This window comes from Brevundimonas sp. AVps4 (assembly GCF_058681525.1).
The window spans coordinates 1826941-1846681 of record NZ_CM178741.1 but is presented as its reverse complement, the minus strand read 5'-3'; the positions used below and the strand labels follow the sequence as shown (position 1 = coordinate 1846681).

The 19741-nt window shown below is 66.5% G+C and carries 21 protein-coding genes; 1 reads left to right on the top strand and 20 read right to left on the bottom strand.

Translation table 11 applies throughout. The annotated features are described in order from the left end of the window. Positions 1-15: 15 nt before the first annotated feature. From ACW178_RS09165 to ACW178_RS09150, 4 genes are all read right to left on the bottom strand, one after another. Entirely contained in the window at positions 16-717 is a 702-nt protein-coding gene (locus tag ACW178_RS09165; protein ID WP_287103329.1) for an ABC transporter ATP-binding protein, read from the bottom strand. Then, positions 710-1996 (bottom strand): lipoprotein-releasing ABC transporter permease subunit, encoded by a 1287-nt coding sequence (locus ACW178_RS09160; RefSeq protein ID WP_182713788.1) that lies wholly within the window; start codon positions 1994-1996, stop codon positions 710-712. Before ACW178_RS09160 ends, ACW178_RS09165 begins: the two co-directional genes overlap by 8 nt. Then, on the bottom strand, positions 1993-3309 hold the full coding sequence (gene proS / locus ACW178_RS09155; protein ID WP_182713789.1) for a proline--tRNA ligase: 1317 nt from the start codon (positions 3307-3309) through the stop codon (positions 1993-1995). Before proS ends, ACW178_RS09160 begins: the two co-directional genes overlap by 4 nt. A 77-nt stretch (positions 3310-3386) precedes the next feature. Further along, complete coding sequence (locus tag ACW178_RS09150; protein ID WP_191558396.1) at positions 3387-3653, bottom strand: DUF1467 family protein; 267 nt, start codon at positions 3651-3653, stop codon at positions 3387-3389. Between the two features lie 76 nt (positions 3654-3729). Here ACW178_RS09150 and ACW178_RS09145 point away from each other — a divergent pair, with 76 nt between their 5' ends. Further along, entirely contained in the window at positions 3730-4083 is a 354-nt protein-coding gene (locus ACW178_RS09145; RefSeq protein WP_492024485.1) for a 5-carboxymethyl-2-hydroxymuconate Delta-isomerase, read from the top strand. Between the two features lie 9 nt (positions 4084-4092). Here ACW178_RS09145 and ACW178_RS09140 read toward each other — a convergent pair whose 3' ends face one another. The 16 genes from ACW178_RS09140 to nuoF form a co-directional block, all read right to left on the bottom strand. Then, positions 4093-4431 carry a DUF3088 family protein gene (locus ACW178_RS09140; protein ID WP_183215755.1) on the bottom strand — a complete coding sequence of 113 codons (339 nt, stop codon included), beginning with the start codon at positions 4429-4431 and terminating at the stop codon, positions 4093-4095. Between the two features lie 49 nt (positions 4432-4480). After that, the gene (locus ACW178_RS09135) at positions 4481-6154 is read right to left on the bottom strand and encodes a ribonuclease J (protein WP_492024484.1); all 1674 of its coding nucleotides are present in this window, start codon (positions 6152-6154) and stop codon (positions 4481-4483) included. Next, positions 6155-6934 (bottom strand): type III pantothenate kinase, encoded by a 780-nt coding sequence (locus ACW178_RS09130; protein ID WP_348684700.1) that lies wholly within the window; start codon positions 6932-6934, stop codon positions 6155-6157. Beyond that, on the bottom strand, positions 6931-7680 hold the full coding sequence (locus ACW178_RS09125) for a biotin--[acetyl-CoA-carboxylase] ligase (protein WP_152950073.1): 750 nt from the start codon (positions 7678-7680) through the stop codon (positions 6931-6933). The genes ACW178_RS09130 and ACW178_RS09125 overlap by 4 nt, the downstream gene beginning before the upstream one ends. A gap of 4 nt (positions 7681-7684) precedes the next feature. Continuing rightward, positions 7685-9127 carry an NADH-quinone oxidoreductase subunit NuoN gene (gene nuoN / locus ACW178_RS09120; RefSeq protein ID WP_492024483.1) on the bottom strand — a complete coding sequence of 481 codons (1443 nt, stop codon included), beginning with the start codon at positions 9125-9127 and terminating at the stop codon, positions 7685-7687. 8 nt (positions 9128-9135) lie between these two features. Beyond that, the gene (locus tag ACW178_RS09115; protein WP_054765542.1) at positions 9136-10620 is read right to left on the bottom strand and encodes an NADH-quinone oxidoreductase subunit M; all 1485 of its coding nucleotides are present in this window, start codon (positions 10618-10620) and stop codon (positions 9136-9138) included. Between the two features lie 4 nt (positions 10621-10624). Continuing rightward, entirely contained in the window at positions 10625-12727 is a 2103-nt protein-coding gene (gene nuoL / locus ACW178_RS09110; RefSeq protein WP_492024482.1) for an NADH-quinone oxidoreductase subunit L, read from the bottom strand. A gap of 2 nt (positions 12728-12729) precedes the next feature. Next, the gene (gene nuoK, locus ACW178_RS09105; protein ID WP_182713796.1) at positions 12730-13038 is read right to left on the bottom strand and encodes an NADH-quinone oxidoreductase subunit NuoK; all 309 of its coding nucleotides are present in this window, start codon (positions 13036-13038) and stop codon (positions 12730-12732) included. Next, on the bottom strand, positions 13038-13664 hold the full coding sequence (locus tag ACW178_RS09100; protein WP_182713797.1) for an NADH-quinone oxidoreductase subunit J: 627 nt from the start codon (positions 13662-13664) through the stop codon (positions 13038-13040). The genes nuoK and ACW178_RS09100 overlap by 1 nt, the downstream gene beginning before the upstream one ends. A 71-nt stretch (positions 13665-13735) precedes the next feature. After that, positions 13736-14227: an NADH-quinone oxidoreductase subunit NuoI gene (nuoI, locus tag ACW178_RS09095; protein WP_054765538.1), complete on the bottom strand. Its 492-nt coding sequence runs from the start codon at positions 14225-14227 to the stop codon at positions 13736-13738. Continuing rightward, positions 14227-14460, bottom strand: a complete 234-nt coding sequence (locus ACW178_RS09090; protein ID WP_287105565.1) for a hypothetical protein — start codon at positions 14458-14460, stop codon at positions 14227-14229. Before ACW178_RS09090 ends, nuoI begins: the two co-directional genes overlap by 1 nt. Next, complete coding sequence (locus ACW178_RS09085) at positions 14457-14690, bottom strand: hypothetical protein (protein WP_287105564.1); 234 nt, start codon at positions 14688-14690, stop codon at positions 14457-14459. The genes ACW178_RS09090 and ACW178_RS09085 overlap by 4 nt, the downstream gene beginning before the upstream one ends. Further along, on the bottom strand, positions 14691-15770 hold the full coding sequence (gene nuoH / locus ACW178_RS09080; protein WP_191555534.1) for an NADH-quinone oxidoreductase subunit NuoH: 1080 nt from the start codon (positions 15768-15770) through the stop codon (positions 14691-14693). 3 nt (positions 15771-15773) lie between these two features. Continuing rightward, on the bottom strand, positions 15774-17819 hold the full coding sequence (gene nuoG / locus ACW178_RS09075) for an NADH-quinone oxidoreductase subunit NuoG (RefSeq protein WP_182713800.1): 2046 nt from the start codon (positions 17817-17819) through the stop codon (positions 15774-15776). Next, positions 17819-18310, bottom strand: coding sequence for a hypothetical protein (locus ACW178_RS09070; protein WP_054765533.1), 492 nt, complete (start codon positions 18308-18310; stop codon positions 17819-17821). Before ACW178_RS09070 ends, nuoG begins: the two co-directional genes overlap by 1 nt. 2 nt (positions 18311-18312) lie before the next feature. Next, a complete protein-coding gene (gene nuoF, locus ACW178_RS09065) occupies positions 18313-19626 on the bottom strand; it encodes an NADH-quinone oxidoreductase subunit NuoF (RefSeq protein WP_492024481.1) in 1314 nt (437 codons plus the stop codon). Positions 19627-19741 lie beyond the last annotated feature (115 nt).

Genomic DNA, 19741 nt, shown 5'->3' with positions numbered 1-19741 from the left:
ACCAGTACGCCTAGCTCAGTAGGTCTGGCTCTGGGCCGCCCGTTCTTCCAGATGGCCGTCCTTCAGGGCGAAGACGCGGTCCATGTGGCCGGCCAGCTCCATATTGTGGGTGGCGATCAGGGCGGCGACCCCGGTGGTCTTGGCCAGGTCGCGCAGGGACTCGAACACGGACTGGCTGGTGGTCGGGTCCAGATTGCCCGTCGGTTCGTCGGCCAGCAGCAGGCGGGGCCGGTTGGCCAGGGCGCGGGCGATGGCGACGCGCTGTTTCTCGCCGCCCGACAGCTGGGCCGGCTGGTGGGTCAGGCGTTCGCCCAGACCCAGGGCGGTCAGGGTCTCCTCGGCCTGTTTGCGCGCCTGGGCCTGGCCCATGCCGGCGATCCGCATCGGCAGGGCGACGTTGTCGCGCGCGTCGAACTCGGCCAGCAGATGGTGGAACTGATAGACGAAGCCAATCCGCGACAGACGCAGGCGGGTGCGGGCGCGCTCGTCCAGATCGCCCACCATTTCGCCGTCGATGGCGACCGTGCCCTCGGTCGGCCTTTCGAGCAGGCCGGCGGCGTGCAGCAGACTGGACTTGCCCGAGCCCGAGGGACCGATCAGGCCGACGATCTCGCCGGGCATGACGTCCAGATCCACGCCCTTCAGCACGGTCAGGCCGCCGCTCGCGGTGTCATAGGTGCGGGTCAGGCCGCGCACCGACAGGATGGGACTACTCATAGCGGAGCGCCTCCACGGGATCGATGCGCGAGGCCGTCCACGACGGCGGCAGGCTGGCCAGGCAGCTCATGCTGAAGGACAGCAGGGCGACCCAGGTCACGTCGACGGGATCGACTAGGGCCGGAATGGCGTCCAGCTGATAGACGTCGGCGTTGAACAGCTGGACCCCCAGGATGGCTTCCAGGGCGTGCTGGATGGCGCCGATGTTCCAGCAGAACAGCAGGCCCAGCACCAGACCCGCTACGGTCCCGGCCACGCCGATCAGGGCGCCCGACATGAAGAAGACCCGCAGGATCGAAGACTGGCTGGCGCCGACGGTGCGCAGGATGGCGATGTCGCGCGTCTTGTTCTTCACCAGCATGACGATGCCGGAGATGATGTTCATCGCTGCGATGGCGACCACCAGACCCAGGATAATGCTCATCGCCACCCGCTCGACCTTCAGGGCGCCGTAGAAGGCGGCCAGACGCTCGCGCCAGTCGCTGACGACCGAGCCCGGCCCGGCCGCGTCGCGGATGGCGGGGGTCAGTTCGCCGACCCGGTCGGGGTCATCGACCTTGATCTCGATCGCGTCCCACACGCCTTCCTTCCCGAAGAAGAGCTGCTGCTGTTCCAGCGGCATGAACAGGAAGGCGCGGTCGAAATCGGCCGTGCCCGAGCGGAACAGACCGCCGACGAAATAGGTCTTTTCCAGCCCGCCCAGATTGCCGAAGGCGCTATCGGCTCCGGTGGGCGAATAGAGGGTGACGGGATCGCCGACCCGCAGGCCCAGGGAATTGGCCAGGGCCGCGCCCATCAGGATGCGGTCGCCGCCATAGGCGCCCTTGCCGAAGTTCGCCCGCTCCTGGGGCGTCAGGCTGTCGAAGACATATTTGGTGGTGGCCAGGTCCTGGGGCCGCACGCCGCGCACCATGGCGCCGGTCGTGAAGTTGCCGACCCGGACCAGGCTCTGGCTCTCGTTCAGAGGGGTGACGCTGGCCACACCGGGGACTGCTGCGATCCGCTTAAGGGCGGCGTCGCGATCTTCCGACGTGAGCACCGGCCCCTGGACGTACATATGGCCGTTGAACGACAGCATCCGGCCCAGCAATTCGGCGCGGAAACCGGACATGATGCTCATGACGCTGATGAGCACGGCGACGGCCAGCATGATGCCGATGAAGCTGATCACCGCAATGGTGGCGACCCCGCCCTCCTTTCGCTTGGCGCGCAGGTAACGGAGGGCGAGACCGATCTCCCAGGCGGAGAAGGGGCCGGAGGAACGGGCTGGAGGGTTCAAGCCGTCAGCCTTTCGATGGCTTCGGCCAGGGGCACGGAGACCTTTTCACCGGTGGCGCGGCGCTTCAGCTCGACCACCCCGTCCGCCAAGCCCTTGGGACCGATGGTCAGCTGCCACGGCACGCCGATCAGGTCGGCGGTGGCGAACTTGCCGCCCGGCCGTTCGTCGGTGTCGTCGTAGAGCACCTCCTTGCCCCGCTTCTCGAGCTGAGCGACCGCGTCCTCGCAGGCGGCGGAGACGGCGTCGTCATTGGCGCGCAGATTGATCACCACCACGTCGAACGGCGCCACGGCGTCGGGCCAGATGATGCCGCCCTCGTCGTGGCTGGCCTCGATGATGGCGCCCAGCAGGCGCGACACGCCGACGCCGTAGCTGCCCATGTGGACATTCGCGTCCTGGCCGTCGGGACCGGCGACGCGGGCCTTCATCGGCGCCGAATATTTCTCGCCGAAATAGAAGATGTGGCCGACCTCGATGCCGCGCGCCGACAGGCGATCGCCCTCGGCGGTCTCGGCCTCGAACCGGGCTTCGTCGTGCATTTCCTCGGTCGCGGCGTAGAGCGCGGTTCGTTGATCAACGATTGACTGAAGATCATCCCAGTCCACGTCCGCGCCCGGCGCCGGCATTTCGACCAGCTTCTTATCGCAGAAGACCGCGCTCTCGCCGGTCTCGGCCAGGACGATGAACTCGTGGCTCAGGTCGCCGCCGATCGGGCCGGTGTCCGCGCGCATCGGCACGGCCTTCAGCCCCATGCGGGCGAAGGTGTTCAGATAGGCCACGAACATGCGGTTGTAGGCCTTGCGGGCCGAGGCCTCGTCCACGTCGAAGGAATAGGCGTCCTTCATCAGGAACTCGCGGCCGCGCATCACGCCGAAGCGGGGGCGGCGCTCGTCGCGGAACTTCCACTGGATGTGAAACAGGTTCAGCGGCAGCGACTTGTAGGACTTCACATAGGCCCGGAAGATGTCGGTGATCATCTCCTCATTGGTGGGGCCGTACAACAGTTCGCGCTCGTGCCGGTCGGTGATGCGCAGCATCTCGGGGCCATAGGCGTCGTAGCGGCCGCTCTCACGCCACAGGTCCGCCAGTTGCAGGGTCGGCATCAGCAGCTCGACAGCCCCCGCTCTCACCTGCTCCTCGCGCACGATCTGCTCGATCTTGCGCAGCACCTTCAGGCCCAGCGGCAGCCAGGCGTAGATGCCGGCGGCCTCCTGCTTGATCATGCCGGCGCGCAGCATCAGCTGGTGCGAGACAATCTGGGCGTCCGAAGGGGCTTCCTTCAGCGTGGGCAGGAAAAAGCGCGACAGGCGCATGATGGGGAATCCTAGGCGTAGAGACAGACCAAGGCTTTAGCCGCTGGACCGGGGCGAAAGCTAGGCCGGGTTGGCGTTTAGAGAGCCGGGGCGCGCGAGAAGTCCGGCAGGGGCAGCCAGCCGGTGAAGATCAGCACCATGACGAAGGCCCAGACGATCGCCGACACCCAGGTGGTGGTGAGGAATTTGCGCTTCAGGTTCGGCGTGGTCGGCGCGCCCCATTGGGCGCCGTCGGTCGGCGGAGTATGGGTCTCGCGCGAGGTTCCCAGCGGCAGAACCGCGAACAGCACCGTCCACCAGACGATGATGTAGATGCCGAACATGGTGGCGGGGCCGATGGGCATGAAACCTCCTGTCGGAACTTTGGCGTCCGGTTGAAACCGGTCTAGAGGATCAGCCTCCCCACGACGAGTCCCCGCCATGCCGCAGATCACCCTGGAATACACCCGCCACCTGGCCGAGGCCGACTGGACTCCGGTCGCGCTGGATATCCACCAGGCCGCCGTCGAGATCGCCGGCGCCGCCCTGTCGGCCTGCAAGACCCGGCTGATCGCCCTGGATCATGTCGTCATCGCCGACGACGCGCCCGAGACAGCCATGCTGGCCTGCCGCATCGGCCTGATGCTGGGCCGCACGCCGGAGCAGAAGAGCGCGCTGAGCGAACGGGTGCTGGAGATCCTGACGGCCGCCCTGGCCGGCGTCACGCGCAAGGTCGAGGTCTCGGCCGAGGTGTTCGAGCTGAACGAGACCTATCGCAAGGCCACGCTCGGCTGAGGCGCGCCCTCAGGGATGCGGGCGGCCCACGCCGTAGCGGGCCGCCAGATAGGGGGCGATGGCGTGGTCCTGGAGGAAGCGGCGGCCGGTGGTTTCGCTGACCTGGGCCTCGGGCCAGTCCAGTTCGCCGTCCAGGATCAGGATCGGGCAGCTCTGATGCGCCTCGCCGACCTCGGCGACGACTGGCGCGCGCGGCCGGGGGTGGTCCAGATAGACCACCTCAAGCGCCTCCCGCAGCTGGGGATAGAAGGCCAGGACGCCCTCGATATAGGCGCCGGGCGGACAGAACCAGGGCCCGCCCTGATCGTCGTGCCAGTCGGGGTTCAGCAGGAAGAGTCGTTCGGCCATGAGCGCGATATAGATCGGCTCATGACCGAAGCGCCAGAGGGAGGCGCCGTCAGACTCGCAGGACGACCGTCTCGACGATGGGACGGCGATCCCAGATCTGCTGGCTGGCCTTCTTCAGCACGCGGGCGACGGCCTGTTCGATGACCAGTTCGTCCTCCAGGGCCTCGCCCTTCAGGCTCTTGACCACCTGCTCGACCCGCTCGGCCAGATTGTCCAGGGCGTCGCCCAGGGGCGTGGCGGTGTCGCCCGGCAGGCCGACGCTGCGGATGTCGATGTCGCTGACGATCCGGCCGCGCTTGTCCAGGGCGAAGCTGACGATCAGCACGCCATTGGTCGAGGCGTGGCGACGCTCCTTCAGGGCCTCGCCCTGTTCGGTCACCAGCATGCCGCCGTCGACATAGAGCCGGCCGTTCGGCACTTCGTCGATGATCTGGGCCGGACCGGGGGCCAGACGGACCATGTCGCCGTTGCGCGGGGTCACCGTCTCCTTGACCCCGACCTCCTTGGCCAGGTTGGCGTGCTCCAGCAGGAAGCGGCGCACCCCATGGGTCGGCACCGCGATCTGCGGCCGCACCCAGTCGTACATCTGCTTCAGTTCATCGCGACACGGGTGGCCGGAGACGTGGATGCCGGGGTGATCCTTCTCGGTGTAGAGGCGCACGCCCCGGTCCGCGAGACGGTCCTGCAGATTGCCGATGGCCAGTTCGTTGCCGGGGATCTGGCGCGACGAGAAGATGCAGTGGTCGCCCAGGCCCAGTTTCACGACCGGGTGCGTGCCGTCGGCGACGCGCGACAGGGCCGCCCTCGCTTCGCCCTGGCTGCCGGTGCACAGGTACAGGATCTGGTCGGCGGGCCAGACGCGCGCCTCCTCGTCCGACAGGAAGGGCTTCACGTCCTGCAGCATGCCGACGTGTTTGGCGGCCGCCGTGATCCGGTGCATCGACCGGCCGGCCAGGGCGACGCGACGGCCGCAGGCCTCGGCGGCGCGGATGACGCTGTCCATCCGCGCGACGTTGGAGGCGAAGCATCCGACGGCGACCCGGCCCTTCAGCGTCGAGATCAGCTTGGCCAGGGCCACGGCCACGTCGCCTTCGGACCCGGCCACGCCCGGCACGAAGACATTGGTCGAGTCGCAGACCATGGCCAGGACGCCCTCGTCGCCCAGGCCGCGGATGGTCGGGGCGTCCGTCTTGGTCCCGATGACCGGTTGGTCGTCGATCTTCCAGTCGCCGGTATGGAACACCGTGCCCAGGGGGGTGTCGATGGCCAGACCGCTGGGCTCGGCGATCGAATGGGTCATGTTGACGAAGGTGACGCCGAACGGGCCGATGTCGACGGTTCCGCCCAGGGGAACCTCGATCAGTTCGACCTCGTCCAGAATGCCGCGCTCGCGCAGCTTGTCGCGGATCAGATAGGCGGTGAAGGGCGTGGCGTAGACCGGCGCCTTCAGCCGCGGCCACAGCCAGCCCAGGGCGCCGATATGGTCTTCGTGCGCATGGGTCAGGACGATGCCCTTGATCGTCTCCCCTTCCAGATAGGTGGGGTCCGGCACGATCACGTCCACGCCGGGCGTCGAGAGGTCGCCGAAGGTGACGCCGACGTCGACGATCAGCCATTCACGATCAGCCTCTGGCCCGAAGCCATAGGCGTTGAGGTTCATACCGACCTCGTCCGAGCCGCCCAGCGGCAGGAAAACGAGTTCGTCTTGGGTTTGCTTTTTCATTCAGTCCGTCAAATGGGCGTTACGACGCCAGATTTCGAGGAGGCCGCGGATAGTCAGGTCGGGATCGAAGTGATCAATGCTGTCGGTCGCGCCTTCGAACAGGCTGGCGACCCCGCCGGTTCCAATGACGGTCATGGGCCGCGCCCATTCCGCCTTGATGCGCGCGACCAGGCCTTCGATCAATGAGATATAGCCCCAGAAGACGCCGGACTGCATGGCCTCGACCGTACCCTTGCCGATGACGTGTTCGGGCTTCTGTATGGCGATGCGCGGCAGTTTGGCGGCGGCCTCGTGCAGGGCCTGGAGCGACAGATTGATGCCCGGCGCGATCAGGCCGCCCTCGAAGGCGCCGTCAGCGGCGACGATGTCGAAGGTGGTGGCCGTGCCGCTGTCGATCACGATCAGGTCGCCCGGATAGACCAGCTTGGCCCCGATGGCGTTGACCAGACGGTCGGCGCCGGCTTCGCTGGGCTTGGCGATGCGGACGTCGATGCCCAGCTCGGCGTTCTCGCCGATCACCAGGGGTTCGATGTTCAGATAGCGGCGCGACAGGTTGCGCAGATTGAAGATCGACTGGGGCACCACGCTGGAGATGATGCAGCCGGTCAGAGCGGCGAACTGAAGCCCTTTCATGACCATCAGCTGGTTCAGCCAGACGGCGTATTCGTCGGCGGTGCGGCTGGCCTCTGTGGCGGCGCGCCATTGGGCGATCCAGTCCGAACCGTCGTGAACGGCGAACAGCGTATTGGTGTTGCCCTGTTCGATGGCGAGCAGCATCAGTTCGCCTTGCCGAAGAAGACGTCGCCCGCCGAGATCAGCCGCACGGAGCCGTCGGTCAGACGCAGACGCAGCGCCCCGTCCGCCTCGACACCCTCGGCCACGCCTTCCAGGGTCTCATTGTCCAGTCGCGCGACGCAGGGGCCGTTCAGGCCGGTCAGCCGGCTGGTCCAGGCGTCCAGCACGGGTTCGAAGCCGAGGGTCTGCCACCGCCCCCACCATACGGCGAAGGTCTCGGCCAGGATCTCGGCGGCGGCTTCGATGGGGGGTGCGAAAGCCAGGTCGGCGCGCAGGCGCTCGGCAATCGCAGTCGCGCCCCGCTCTGTATCGTCCGGCGCATGGGCCAGGTTCACGCCGATGCCGACGGCCAGCCACAGGTCGCCGTTCGCATGGGCGCCGGACTCGACCAGGATGCCGGAGACCTTGACTCCGTCCAGCAGGACGTCGTTGGGCCATTTGATCGAGACCAGGGCCGGCGAAACGAAAACGTCCAGCAGGTCGGCGACGGCCAGGGCGGCGACGAAGGTGGCCTGCGCCGCCTCGGCCGCCGACTTGGGCGTAGTGATCAGCAGGGTGGCGGCCAGGTTGCCCTGTTCGGTCTCCCATTTGCGGCCGCGGCGACCGCGACCGGCGGTCTGGCGCCGAGCCACGATCCAGCGCGGCCCGGCTTCTCCGGCCTCGGCGAGACGCCGGGCCTCGGCGTTGGTCGAGTCGATCTCGTCGAGGATGACCAGGGGGGCGGGCGTCAACGCCCTAACCGTTCCCGAAGCCGGCGCTCGCAACCTTGGTCAGCGGCTCCAGCCAGGTCAGACCGACGATCACCAGGGGGAAGGCGAAGGCGGCGCAGGCCCAGCCGATGACGTTGGTTTCCGGCGAGGCCTTGTCCATCGCGATCTCGTCCACGGGCGCATCGAACCACATCAGCTTGATGATCCGCAGATAGTAGAAGGCGGCGACGACCGAGGCGACAAGACCCACGGCGGCGACCGGCCACAGACCGGCGGCCGCAGCGGCCCCGAAGACATAGTATTTGGCCCAGAAGCCCGACAGCGGCGGCATGCCCAGCACCGACAAGGACAGGACGGTCAGGGCCACAGCGGTGACCGGACGATCCTTCTTCAGACCGGCGAGATCGGCGATGCGTCGGATCGGGCGGCCCGACTTGGACAGGCTGAGCAGGATGGCGAAGAAGCCCAGTTGGTCGATGACATACAGGGTCATGAACATCAGCATGGCCTGAAGGCCCGCACTGGTGCCCGCGGCGATGCCCAACAGGGCGTAGCCGATGTTGGCGATCGACGAATAGGCCAGCAGACGCTGGATATCCTTCTGGGCGATGCCGCCGAAGGTGCCGACCACGAAGCTGAGCAGGGAGATGGCGATCAGGACCTGCGACCACTGGGCGTGGGCCTCGGCGAAGCCGCCTTCCAGAACGCGGGCGATCAGCACCATGGCGGCCATCTTGGGCGCGGTGGCGAACAGGGCCACGACCGGGGTCGGGGCGCCTTCGTAAACATCAGGCGTCCACATGTGGAAGGGGGCCGCCGAAACCTTGAACGCCAGACCACAGATCAGGAAGACCAGGCCAAACACCAGGCCCGGGCCCGGATGGTCCTGGGCGAAAGCGGCGATGTCCTCAAAGCGCATCGAGCCGGCGAAGCCGTAGATCAGACTGGCGCCGTACAGCAGCAGGCCGGACGACAGGGCGCCGAGCACAAAATACTTCAGGCCCGCTTCCGACGCCTTGGCGTCGTCGCGGTGGAAGGCGGCCAGGACGTACAGGGCCAGCGAATGCAGCTCGATGCCGACATACATGGAGATCAGATCGCCCGAGGAGGCCATCATCCCCATGCCGACCGCCGCGAGAACGATCAGGACCGGATATTCGAACTTGGCGATGCGGGTGCGCTTCATCCAGCCGTCGCCGAGCACGACGGCCACGGCGGCGGACAGATAGATGACGCTCTTGCCGTAGATGGCCAGGGGGTCGGCCACATAGGCGCCGTTGAAGGCGACGCCCCACGGTCCCATGACGGCGACGACGGCGGCGGCGATCAGCAGCAGGACCGAAAGGACGGACACCAGCCGGGCGCTCTTGTCGCCGATGAAGGCGCCGACCATCAGCAAGACCAGGGCGCCGACCGCGAGGGTCAGCTCCGAGGCGGCGAGGTGCAGGGCGGAGGACAGATCAGGCATGCTTGGTCTCACCCGCCGATCGCGACGCGATAGGCATTGGTCAGGGCCTCGACGGCGGGCCCGGTGTAATCGAGGACGGCGCCGGGTTGGACGCCCAGCCACAGGGTGCCGACGATCAGCGGCACGAACAGCAGCAGCTCACGCTTGTCGATGTCGGCGATGGTCATCAGCTTCGGATTGGTGATCTCGCCGAACATGACCGAACGATACAGGGTCAGGGCGTAGACCGCCGAGAAGATGACGCCCGACGCCGCCACCAGGGCCGCCCAGGTCGAGGCCTGATAGGCGCCCGTCATGGTCAGGACTTCGCCGATGAAGCCCGAGGTGCCCGGCAGGCCGACATTGGCCATGGTGAACATCAGGAAGATGGCGGCGAACCAGGGCATGCGCGACGTCAGGCCACCGTAGAAGGCGATCTCGCGCGTATGCATCCGGTCATAGACGACGCCGACGCACAGGAAGAGCGCGCCCGAGATCAGGCCGTGGCTGATCATCTGGAAGACGGCGCCCTGCATGCCCTGATCATTGCCCGAGAAGATGCCCAGGGTGACGAAGCCCATGTGGGCGACCGACGAATAGGCGATCAGCTTCTTGATGTCCGTCTGACGCCAGGCGACCAGCGAGGTATAGACGATGGCGATCACCGACAGGGTGAAGACCAGGGGGCGGAACATCTCGGACGCGACCGGGAACATGGGCACGTTGAACAGGATGAAGCCGTAACCGCCCAGCTTCAGCAGGATGCCGGCCAAGATGACCGAGCCCGCCGTCGGCGCCTGAACGTGGGCGTCGGGCAGCCAGGTGTGGACCGGCCACATCGGCATTTTGACCGCGAAGGAGGCGAAGAAGGCCAGCCAAAGGATGGGCTGAACGGCGGGGCTGAAGGCGTACTGCTTCAGCTCCGGAATGCTGGTGGTGCCGGCGGTGTGCGACATCCACAGCATGGCCAGCAGCATCAGCACCGACCCCAGCAGGGTGTAGAGGAAGAATTTGTAGGCCGCGTAGATCCGGTTGGCGCCGCCCCAGATGCCGATGATCAGGAACATCGGCACCAGGGTGCCTTCGAAGAAGATGTAGAAGAGATACAGATCCAGAGCCGTGAAGACGCCGATGACCAGGGTCTCCAGGATCAGGAAGGCGATCATATATTCGACGACGCGCGTCTCGATCGACTTCCAGCTGGCCAGGATGCAGATCGGCATCAGGAAGGCCGTCAGCAGGACGAACAGCACCGACACCCCGTCGACGCCCAGATGATAGCTGGCCCCGGCGAACCAGGGGACCATTTCGACGAACTGATAGGCGGTATTTGACGGATCGAAACCGGCGACCAGCACGACCGAGACGCCCAGGACGACCAGGGTCATCAGCAGGGCGATCCAGCGCGCGGCCGGGGCGGCGGCGTCCTGGGACTTGGAGGCCAGCCGGGCGAGATAGATCGCCAGGGCGCCGACCAGCGGCAGGAAGGTAACGAGGCTCAGGATGTAGGGCACGGGATCAGGCTCCCCACGCGAGGATGGCGAAGGTGAGCAGACCAGCCACCCCGAGCAGCATCACGAAGGCATAGTAGTAGAGGAATCCGGACTGGAACTTGGACAGCCAGCCGGCCGATTTCAGCGAGGCCCAGGCGGCGCCGTTGGGGCCGAAGCCGTCGATGATCTTCACGTCGAAGATCTTCCAGAAGGCGTCGCCCAGGGCCCGGAAGCCGCGCACGAAGACGAAGTCGTACAACTCGTCGAAGTACCACTTGTTGTAGAGGAAGCGGTAGATCGCGCCGTCCCGCTCGGCCATGCGACGGCCCATGCCCTCGCGCGCCACATAGATCCAGTAGGCGAAGGCCGTGCCGATCAGGGTCAGGATCAGGGGCGACCACTTCACCCAGGTCGGAACCTCGTGGCTTTCGTGGAGCACATGGTTGTGCTCGCCGGTGAAGATGGCGCCGCGCCAGAACTCGTGCTCGTGGTGGCCGATGAAGTGCGGCGCGAAGACGAAGCCCGCAGCCACGGCGCCGACCGACAGCAGGATCAGCGGAACCAGCATGACCCAGGGGCTCTCGTGCGGCTGCAGCGGGCCATGGTGGCCATGGTCGTCGTGAGCGTGATCGTCATGCGCGTCATGGGCATGCGCGTCGGCCGCCGGCTCGGAATGGGTTTCCAGCTGGGCGTGCGAGGCATGGTCGTCCGCATGATGGGCGTCGCCCTCCTCCTTCCACACAGGCTTGTTGTGGAAGGTCATGAAGACCAGGCGCCACGAATAGTAGGCCGTCAGACCGGCGGCGATGATGCCGACGAAGAAGGCGAACAGGCCGACCGCGCTATGGCCGCTGGCGGCCGAGGCGTAGGCGCTCTCGATGATCGAGTCCTTCGAATAGAAGCCGGCGAAGCCGCCGACGCCGGGGATGCCCAGGCCGGTGATGGCGATGGTGCCGATGGTCATGACGGCATAGGTGATCGGCAGCAGCTTCCACAGACCGCCCATCTTCCGCATGTCCTGCTCGTGGTGCATGCCGTGGATCACCGAGCCGGCGCCCAGGAACAGCAGGGCCTTGAAGAAGGCGTGGGTGAACAGGTGGAACATGGCCGCCTGATAGGCGCCGACCCCGGCCGCGAAGAACATATAGCCCAGCTGCGAACAGGTCGAATAGGCGATGACCCGTTTGATGTCGTTCTGGGTCAGGCCGACCGTGGCGGCGAACAGGGCGGTGATCGCGCCGATGATGGCGATGATCTGGGCGGCGCCGGGGGCGTGCTCATAGATCGGCGACAGCAGGCAGACCATATAGACGCCGGCGGTCACCATGGTGGCCGCGTGGATCAGGGCGGACACCGGCGTCGGGCCTTCCATCGCGTCCGGCAACCAGGTGTGCAGGAAGAACTGGGCCGACTTGCCCATGGCGCCGATGAACAGCAGGAAGCCGGCCAGATCCAGCGCGGACCACTGGACGCCCAGGAACTCCCAGGTCGTCCCCGCCTTGGAGGCGACCAGCGGGAACAGTTCGGCGAACTCGATCGTGCCGTACATCCAGAAGACAGTCATGATCCCGAGCACGAAGCCGAAGTCGCCGACCCGGTTGACCACGAAGGCCTTGATGGCGGCGGCGCTGGCGGTCGGCTTCTTGTACCAGAAGCCGATCAGCAGATAGGAGGCCAGACCCACGCCTTCCCAGCCGAAGAAGATCTGCATGAAGTCGGCGGCCGTCACCAGCGCCAGCATCATGAAGGTGAACAGGGACAGATAGGCGAAGAAGCGCGGCCGGCTGTCGTCCTCGGCCATATAGCCCCAGGAATAGAGGTGAACCAGCGAAGAGACGCTGGTGACCACGATCAGCATGGTCGCCGACAGGGCGTCGATGCGGATCGACCAGGCCGACTGGAAGTCCCCCACATTGATGAAGGGCGCCAGGCGGATGGTGAAGGGCTCCAGATGGCCCCAGGTCCACTGGCCGAAGACCGTCCAGGCGACGGCGCACGAGAAGAACAGCAGGCCGGTCGTTACGGTCTGCGACGGGATGTTGCCGATCCGACGGCCGAACAGGCCGGCGATGGTCGCGCCCAGCAGCGGGGCGAAGATCCCGAGAATGATCAGGGTGTGGAGGTTCACGCTCAGCCCTTCATCACGGAGGCGTCGTCGACGGCGATGTCGCCGCGGTTGCGGAAGAAGGTCACCAGAATGGCCAGGCCGACGGCGGCCTCGGCCGCAGCCACGGTCAGGACGAACATGGCCATGATCTGCCCCGACACCTCATTGAGATAGGCCGAGAAGGCGACGAAGTTGATGTTCACGGCCAGCAGGATCAGCTCGATCGACATCAGGATGATGATGACGTTCTTGCGGTTCACGAAGATGCCGAAGACCCCGATGGTGAACAGGGCGGCGGCCGTGCCGAGATAGTGGATCAGACCGATTTCCATCAGAGAAGCTCCTCGGGCGAGACGCCCTGCCCGGTCTGCACCGACTTGACCTCCATCGCCTTGGCGACGGAGCGGTTGACCTGGTCCGAAATGTTCTGGCGCTTGATATGCGGCTTGTGGCGCAGGGTCAGGGTGATGGCGCCGATCATGGCGATCAGCAGCACGATCCCGGCCGCCTGGAAGAAGTAGACATAGTCGGTATAGAGCACCCGGCCGATGGCCTCGACATTGGTCATGTCGGCGCTCGGCGCGCCCGGCGCCGTCAGGCCGGCGGTCGCGCCGCCCTGGATGACGGCGATGGACACCAGGATCATCTCGAACAGCAGCACGGCCGCGACGATGGCCCCGATCGGCAGATAGCGGGCGTAGCCGCCCCGAAGCTTCAGGAAGTCGACGTCCAGCATCATGACGACGAACAGGAACAGCACCGCCACTGCCCCGACGTAGACGACGACCAGCAGCATCGCCAGGAACTCGGCGCCGAGGAGGACGAACAGACCCGCAGAGGAGAAGAAGGCCAGGATCAGGAAGAGAACGCTGTGCACGGGATTGCGCGCGGTCACGACCAGAAGGCCGGACACCACGGCGGTCGCCGCCAGCAGATAGAAGGCTATGCCTTGCAGCATGTCGGGACGAGGCCCCTTTCGTCTCGGTCGTGAACCCTTTTGGGAATCGCCGACCCGTTAGCGTGAGCGCCTTAGCGGTAAGGCGCGTCGAGTTCCAGATTCTTAGCGATATGGCGTTCCCAGCGGTCGCCGTTGTCCAGCAGCCGGGCCTTGTCGTACAGCAGCTCCTCGCGCGTTTCGACGGTGAACTCCGAGTTCGGGCCCTCGACGATGGCGTCCACCGGGCAGGCCTCCTGGCACAGGCCGCAGTAGATGCATTTGACCATGTCGATGTCGTAGCGGGTCGTGCGGCGGCTGCCGTCGGCGCGGGGCTCGGCCTCGATGGTGATGGCCTGGGCCGGGCAGATGGCCTCGCACAGTTTGCAGGCGATGCAGCGCTCTTCACCGTTCGGATAGCGGCGCAGAGCGTGCTCGCCGCGGAAGCGGGGCGATTGCGGGTTCCGCTCGAACGGATAGTTCACGGTCGCCTTGGGGCGGGCCATGTATTTGAGGGTCAGGCCGATGGCGCCGATGGCGTCGAGCATCATCGCGCCCTTGGCGGCCTGGGCGATACGGGTGAACATCAGAGGCGATCCTCTGGCGCAGGGGCGCCGTTGGTTGAAGTCTGGGCCGGGGCGACGGCCCGGGTCTTGGTCGGGGTCTGGGCTGGAACCTGGGTTTGGGCGGCGCGCCATTCGCGCTCGATCCGCTCCTGGCGCTGCTGCCACTGATAGCCGGATTCAGGCATCCGGGTGTCGGGGGCGCAGGCCGTCATCACGGGCGCGAGGACCAGCAGCGGGAGGATCAGACGGGTCATGCTCCGACCCTCCGCATCACGTCCTTGCAGTCCATCGTCTTGTAGCGGGGATCGTCGCGGTTCATCATCCGGCACAGATTGACCGTCTCGCCGTCACGGCGCGCCCCGTCCTCGCGCCGCTCCAGCGACGCAGCCGGATCGGTCGGCGCCGGCGCGGGAATGGGCGCGAAGGTGCAGGCGGCGAGCCCCCCCGACGCGGCCAGAACCAGGATGACGGCGCGCGAGACCATCTAGGCCCCCACCGCGAAGACGCGCCAGGCGGCGGTGACCACCACGGCGACCAGAGAGGCGGGCAGGAAGATCTTCCAGCCCAGCCGCATCAGCTGGTCATAGCGATAGCGGGGCACGAAGGCCTTCACCAGGGCGATGGCCAGGAACCAGAAGACCGTCTTGGTGACGAAGGTCAGCAGATAGAGGGTGTAGGCGATCCAGGCCGGCAGGCCGTCCAGCGTCTCCTGCGACAGGAAGCCGGGGTTCCAGCCGCCGAAGAACAGGATGGTCATCATCGCCGACATGAAGACGATGTTGACGTACTCGCCCATCATGAACAGCAGATAGGTGGTCGAGCTGTATTCGACCTGATAGCCGGCCACCAGTTCCGACTCCGCTTCGGGCAGGTCGAACGGCGGGCGGTTGGTTTCCGCCAGGGCCGAGACGAAGAAGACGATCGACATGGGGAACAGGATCACGATCAGGGGCCAGGTCCCCTGCCCTCCGCCGAAGGCGTACCAGTTCCAGAAATAGCCGCTCTGACCTTCGACGATCTGCGACAGGTTCATGGTGCCGGCCAGCAGGATCACATTGATGATGATCAGGCCCAGCGAGACCTCATAGGACACCATCTGGGCCGCAGACCTCAGCGAGCCCAGGAACGGATACTTCGAGTTCGAAGCCCAGCCGCCCATGATGATGCCGTACACGCCCAGCGACGACACGGCGAAGATGTAAAGGATGCCGACGTTCAGGTCCGACACCACCCAGCCCGGCGCGAATGGGATCACCGCCCAGGCCATGAAGGCCAGGACGACGGTGATGATCGGCGCCAGGATGAAGACCGCCTTGTCCGCGCCGGAGGGGATGACCACCTCCTTCAGCACGAATTTGATCATGTCCGCGAAGGACTGGAGCAGGCCGAAGGGACCGACGACGTTCGGCCCTTTGCGCATCTGCACCGAGGCCCAGACCTTGCGGTCGGCCAGCAGCAGGAAGGCGACGGCGACCAGGACGCCGACGGTGATCAGCAGGATCTGACCGAGGGTGATCAGCGTCCAGCCGCCGGGCGTGGCCCAAAAGGAGGTAGCAGCGTCCATGACTTACTCCGCCGCCATCGCGACCGGGGCGATCCGCAGGGCGGACAGTTCGGCCATGGTCGCACTGGCGCGCGCGATCGGGTTGGAAAGATAGGGATCGGCGACGATCGAGGTGAAGGCCCGGTCGCCCAGGTCTCCCTTGACGCCCAGTTTCGAGGGGTCAAAGGCGGCCGGCGTCGGGAGATAGTCGATCCGGCCGAAGGTCGGATGATCGGCCATCATCCTGGCGCGCAGCTGGTCCAGGGTGTCGTACGGCAGGGTCTGGTCGACGCGGGCGGACAGGGCGCGGATGATCGCCCAGTCTTCCTTGGCCTCGCCCTTGGGGAAGACGACGCGTTCAGCCATCTGCACCCGGCCTTCGGTGTTCACATACAGGCCCGACTTCTCGGTATAGGCCGCGCCCGGCAGGATGACGTCGGCGCCGTGCGCGCCCCGATCGCCGTGGCTGCCCAGATAGACGCGGAAGGCGTTCGAACCGGTCGGATCGACTTCGTCGGCGCCCAGCAGGAACAGAACGTCCAGCGCGCCCGGCTTCAGCATGTCCGCTGCCGTCAGGCCGCCCTCGGCCGGCACGAAGCCCATGTCCAGGCCGGCCACGCGCGCGGCGGCGTGGTGCAGGACGTTGAAGCCGTTCCAGCTGTCGGTCACGACCCCGACCTTCTTGGCCAGGGCGCCCAGGGCGTTCAGGACGGCGGCGCCGCCCTCCCCGCCCAGAGCGCCGGAGCCGACGATGATCGCCGGCCGCTCGGCCTTGGTCAGGAAGTCCATCGCCGACTTGGGCAGCTTGGCCAGGGTCTTCGACCCGGCGCCCAGATAGGCATAGTCGAAGGTCAGATCGGCCTGTTCGCCGATGACGCCGATCTCGACCCCGCCCTTGATCCAGCTCTTGCGCAGACGGGCGTTCAGCAGCGGCGCCTCGACGCGCGGGTTGGCGCCCACGATCAGGATGGCGTCCGCCTTTTCAATGCCTTGCAGGCCGGAGTTGAACAGCCAGCCCTCGCGCGGGCCATAGCCCAGGGCGGCGCCGTCCTGGCGGCAGTCGGTGTTCTTGGAGCCCAGGGCGCGGAACAGGTCCAGGGTCGCCTTCATCGACTCGGCGTCCTGCAGGTCGCCGGCGATGACGCCGATGCGGTCGGCCGAGGCGGCCTTCAGCCGGGCGGCGACGGCGTCCAGCGCCTCGTTCCAGGTGGCGGCGCGCAGCTTGCCGTTCTCGCGGATCCAGGGGCGGTCCAGGCGGCGCGCGGTCAGACCGTCGACGACATAGCGGCTCTTGTCCGACAGCCACTCCTCGTTGATCCCCTCGTTCACGCGCGGCAGGACCCGCATGACCTCGGAGCCGCGGTAATCGGCGCGGATGTTCGAGCCCAGGCCGTCCATGACGTCGATGGTCTCGGTCTTCTTCAGTTCCCACGGACGATAGTGGTACTGCCAGGGCCGGTGGGTCAGGGCGCCGACCGGGCACAGGTCGTTGACATTGCCCGACAGCTCCGAGGCGACCGACTTCTCGAGATAGGTGGTGATCTCGGCGTCCTCGCCGCGCGAGATCATGCCGATGTCCGGCACGCCCGCGACCTCGGTGATGAAGCGAACGCAACGGGTGCACTGGATGCACCGCGTCATGAAGGTCTTGATCGTCGGCCCCATGTTCTTTTCTTCGACCGCGCGCTTGTTCTCGGCGTAGCGAGAACCATCGCGGCCATAGGCCATGGACTGGTCCTGCAGGTCGCACTCGCCGCCCTGGTCGCAGATCGGGCAGTCCAGCGGGTGGTTGATGAGCAGGAACTCCATCACGCCTTCGCGGGCCTTCTTCACCATCGGGGTGTCGGTGAAGATCTCCTGGCCGTCGGCGGCCGGAAGCGCGCACGAAGCCTGGGGCTTGGGCGGTCCGGGCTTCACCTCGACCAGGCACATGCGGCAGTTGCCGGCGATGGACAGGCGTTCATGGTAGCAGAAGCGCGGGATTTCCTGCCCCGCGCGCTCGGCGACCTGGAGCACGGTCATGCCGGGCTCGAACTCAACTTCGACGCCGTTGACCTTGGCGACTGGCATCAGCGGGCCTCTTCTTCAGCAGGAACGGCCAATTCGGCCTGTTCCGTCGTCCCATCCGGGAGGGTCTGGGTGATGGTGATCGTCTCGCCGTCCATGACGTAGCGGACCACCGGATCGTCCGACTGGTTCATCCAGCGCACGAAGGTTGGATCGGGCAGATCGAGCGGTTTCCACACGATCAGGTCTTTCTCGACGCGGCAGTCGGCGCGCATCCGGCCGCCGTCGACCGGCGCGCGCCAAGAGGCGTGCACCACCTCGCCCTCCACGCCGTCGATGGCGACGGCGCCGGGTTGCTGCCCGTGAATGGCGGCGAGGCCGGCGCGACAGACCCGGCGCAGATCGGCGGGCGTCAGGACCGCCGGCGCCGTCTTCACGGCGTCGGACGGTTTGGCCGCAGCCGCGACCTTTTCCGCAGGCGTGGGCGCAGCCTCGCGCTCGCCGCAAGCGGCGAGAGCCAAGGCTCCGATCACGAGGGCGGACAAGCGGCGCATTCCTACTCCGCCGCGATCGCATGGCCGGCGAAGTTCGCGCGGCGGCTGCGGTAGTTGGCGATACGCTCTTCGATCTCGTGACGGAAGTGACGGATCAGGCCCTGAACCGGCCAGGCCGCCGCGTCGCCCAGGGCGCAGATGGTGTGGCCCTCGACCTGACCGGCGACGTCCAGCAGCAGGTCGATTTCCGACGGATCGGCCTCGCCCACGGCCATACGCTCCAGCACGCGCCACATCCAGCCGGTGCCCTCGCGGCACGGCGTGCACTGGCCGCAGCTCTCGTGCTTGAAGAAGTAGCTGATGCGGGCGATAGCCTTCACGATGTCGGTGGACTCGTCCATCACGGTCACGCCGGCGGTGCCCAGCGACGAGCGAACCTCGCGCATGGAGTCGAAGTCCATCAGCACGGTTTCCGCCTGTTCGCGCGTGATGACCGGGCATGAGGCGCCGCCGGGGATGATGGCCTTCAGATTGCCCCAGCCGCCGCGAACGCCGCCGCCGTGCTCTTCGATCAGCTGACGCAGCGGGATCGACATGGTCTCTTCGACGACGCAGGGCGTGTTCACATGGCCCGACAGCGACATCAGCTTGGTGCCGGTGTTGTTCGGACGGCCGAAGCCGGCGAACCAGTCTGCGCCGCGACGCAGGATGGTGCCGACGACGGCGATCGACTCGACGTTGTTCACCGTGGTCGGACAGCCGTACAGGCCCGCGCCGGCAGGGAACGGCGGCTTCAGACGGGGCTGGCCCTTCTTGCCTTCGAGGGATTCCAGCAGGGCGGTCTCTTCACCGCAGATGTAAGCGCCGCCGCCGTGGTGGATATAGACGTCGAAGTCCCAGCCATGGACATTGTCCTTGCCGATCAGCCGGGCCTCATAGGCCTGTTTGGCCGCCGCCTCCATCCGCTCGCGCTCGAGCACATATTCGCCGCGCAGATAGATGTAGCAGGCGTGGGCCTGCATGGCGAAGCTGGCGATCAGGCAGCCTTCGATCAGCAGATGCGGATCGTGGCGCATGATCTCGCGGTCCTTGCAGGTCGCGGGCTCGGATTCGTCGGCGTTGACGACCAGGTAGTGAGGGCGATCCTTCACTTCCTTGGGCATGAAGGACCACTTCAGACCGGTCGAGAAGCCGGCGCCGCCACGACCGCGCAGGCCGGACGCCTTGACGTTGTTGATGATCCAGTCGCGGCCAAGGTCCAGCATGTCCTTGGTGGCGTTCCAGGCGCCGCGGTTCTTCGCCCCGTCCAGCGTCCAGTCGTGGAAGCCGTACAGATTGGTGAATATCCGGTCCTTGTCTTCGAGAATGCCGACCATCAGGCTGCTCCTCCGTCTACGCCGACGGGGGGGACCGAGAGCGGACTGGCGTTCGAGGCCGAGATCGCGTTGGCCGGGCGGCGGCTGACGCGGTTCAGGGCTGGGTTTGTTACGC

Bases quoted from the DNA above. Each gene is read 5' to 3' on its own strand.
- ACW178_RS09165 (WP_287103329.1), bottom strand. From the start codon at position 717: ATGAGTAGTCCCATCCTGTCGGTGCGCGGCCTGACCCGCACCTATGAC.
- proS (WP_182713789.1), bottom strand. From the start codon at position 3,309: ATGCGCCTGTCGCGCTTTTTCCTGCCCACGCTGAAGGAAGCCCCTTCG.
- ACW178_RS09150 (WP_191558396.1), bottom strand. From the start codon at position 3,653: ATGCCCATCGGCCCCGCCACCATGTTCGGCATCTACATCATCGTCTGG.
- ACW178_RS09145 (WP_492024485.1), top strand. From the start codon at position 3,730: ATGCCGCAGATCACCCTGGAATACACCCGCCACCTGGCCGAGGCCGAC.
- ACW178_RS09140 (WP_183215755.1), bottom strand. From the start codon at position 4,431: ATGGCCGAACGACTCTTCCTGCTGAACCCCGACTGGCACGACGATCAG.
- ACW178_RS09135 (WP_492024484.1), bottom strand. From the start codon at position 6,154: ATGAAAAAGCAAACCCAAGACGAACTCGTTTTCCTGCCGCTGGGCGGC.
- nuoN (WP_492024483.1), bottom strand. From the start codon at position 9,127: ATGCCTGATCTGTCCTCCGCCCTGCACCTCGCCGCCTCGGAGCTGACC.
- nuoK (WP_182713796.1), bottom strand. From the start codon at position 13,038: ATGGAAATCGGTCTGATCCACTATCTCGGCACGGCCGCCGCCCTGTTC.
- ACW178_RS09100 (WP_182713797.1), bottom strand. From the start codon at position 13,664: ATGCTGCAAGGCATAGCCTTCTATCTGCTGGCGGCGACCGCCGTGGTG.
- nuoI (WP_054765538.1), bottom strand. From the start codon at position 14,227: ATGTTCACCCGTATCGCCCAGGCCGCCAAGGGCGCGATGATGCTCGAC.
- ACW178_RS09090 (WP_287105565.1), bottom strand. From the start codon at position 14,460: ATGACCCGTCTGATCCTCCCGCTGCTGGTCCTCGCGCCCGTGATGACG.
- ACW178_RS09085 (WP_287105564.1), bottom strand. From the start codon at position 14,690: ATGGTCTCGCGCGCCGTCATCCTGGTTCTGGCCGCGTCGGGGGGGCTC.
- nuoH (WP_191555534.1), bottom strand. From the start codon at position 15,770: ATGGACGCTGCTACCTCCTTTTGGGCCACGCCCGGCGGCTGGACGCTG.
- nuoG (WP_182713800.1), bottom strand. From the start codon at position 17,819: ATGCCAGTCGCCAAGGTCAACGGCGTCGAAGTTGAGTTCGAGCCCGGC.
- ACW178_RS09070 (WP_054765533.1), bottom strand. From the start codon at position 18,310: ATGCGCCGCTTGTCCGCCCTCGTGATCGGAGCCTTGGCTCTCGCCGCT.
- nuoF (WP_492024481.1), bottom strand. From the start codon at position 19,626: ATGGTCGGCATTCTCGAAGACAAGGACCGGATATTCACCAATCTGTAC.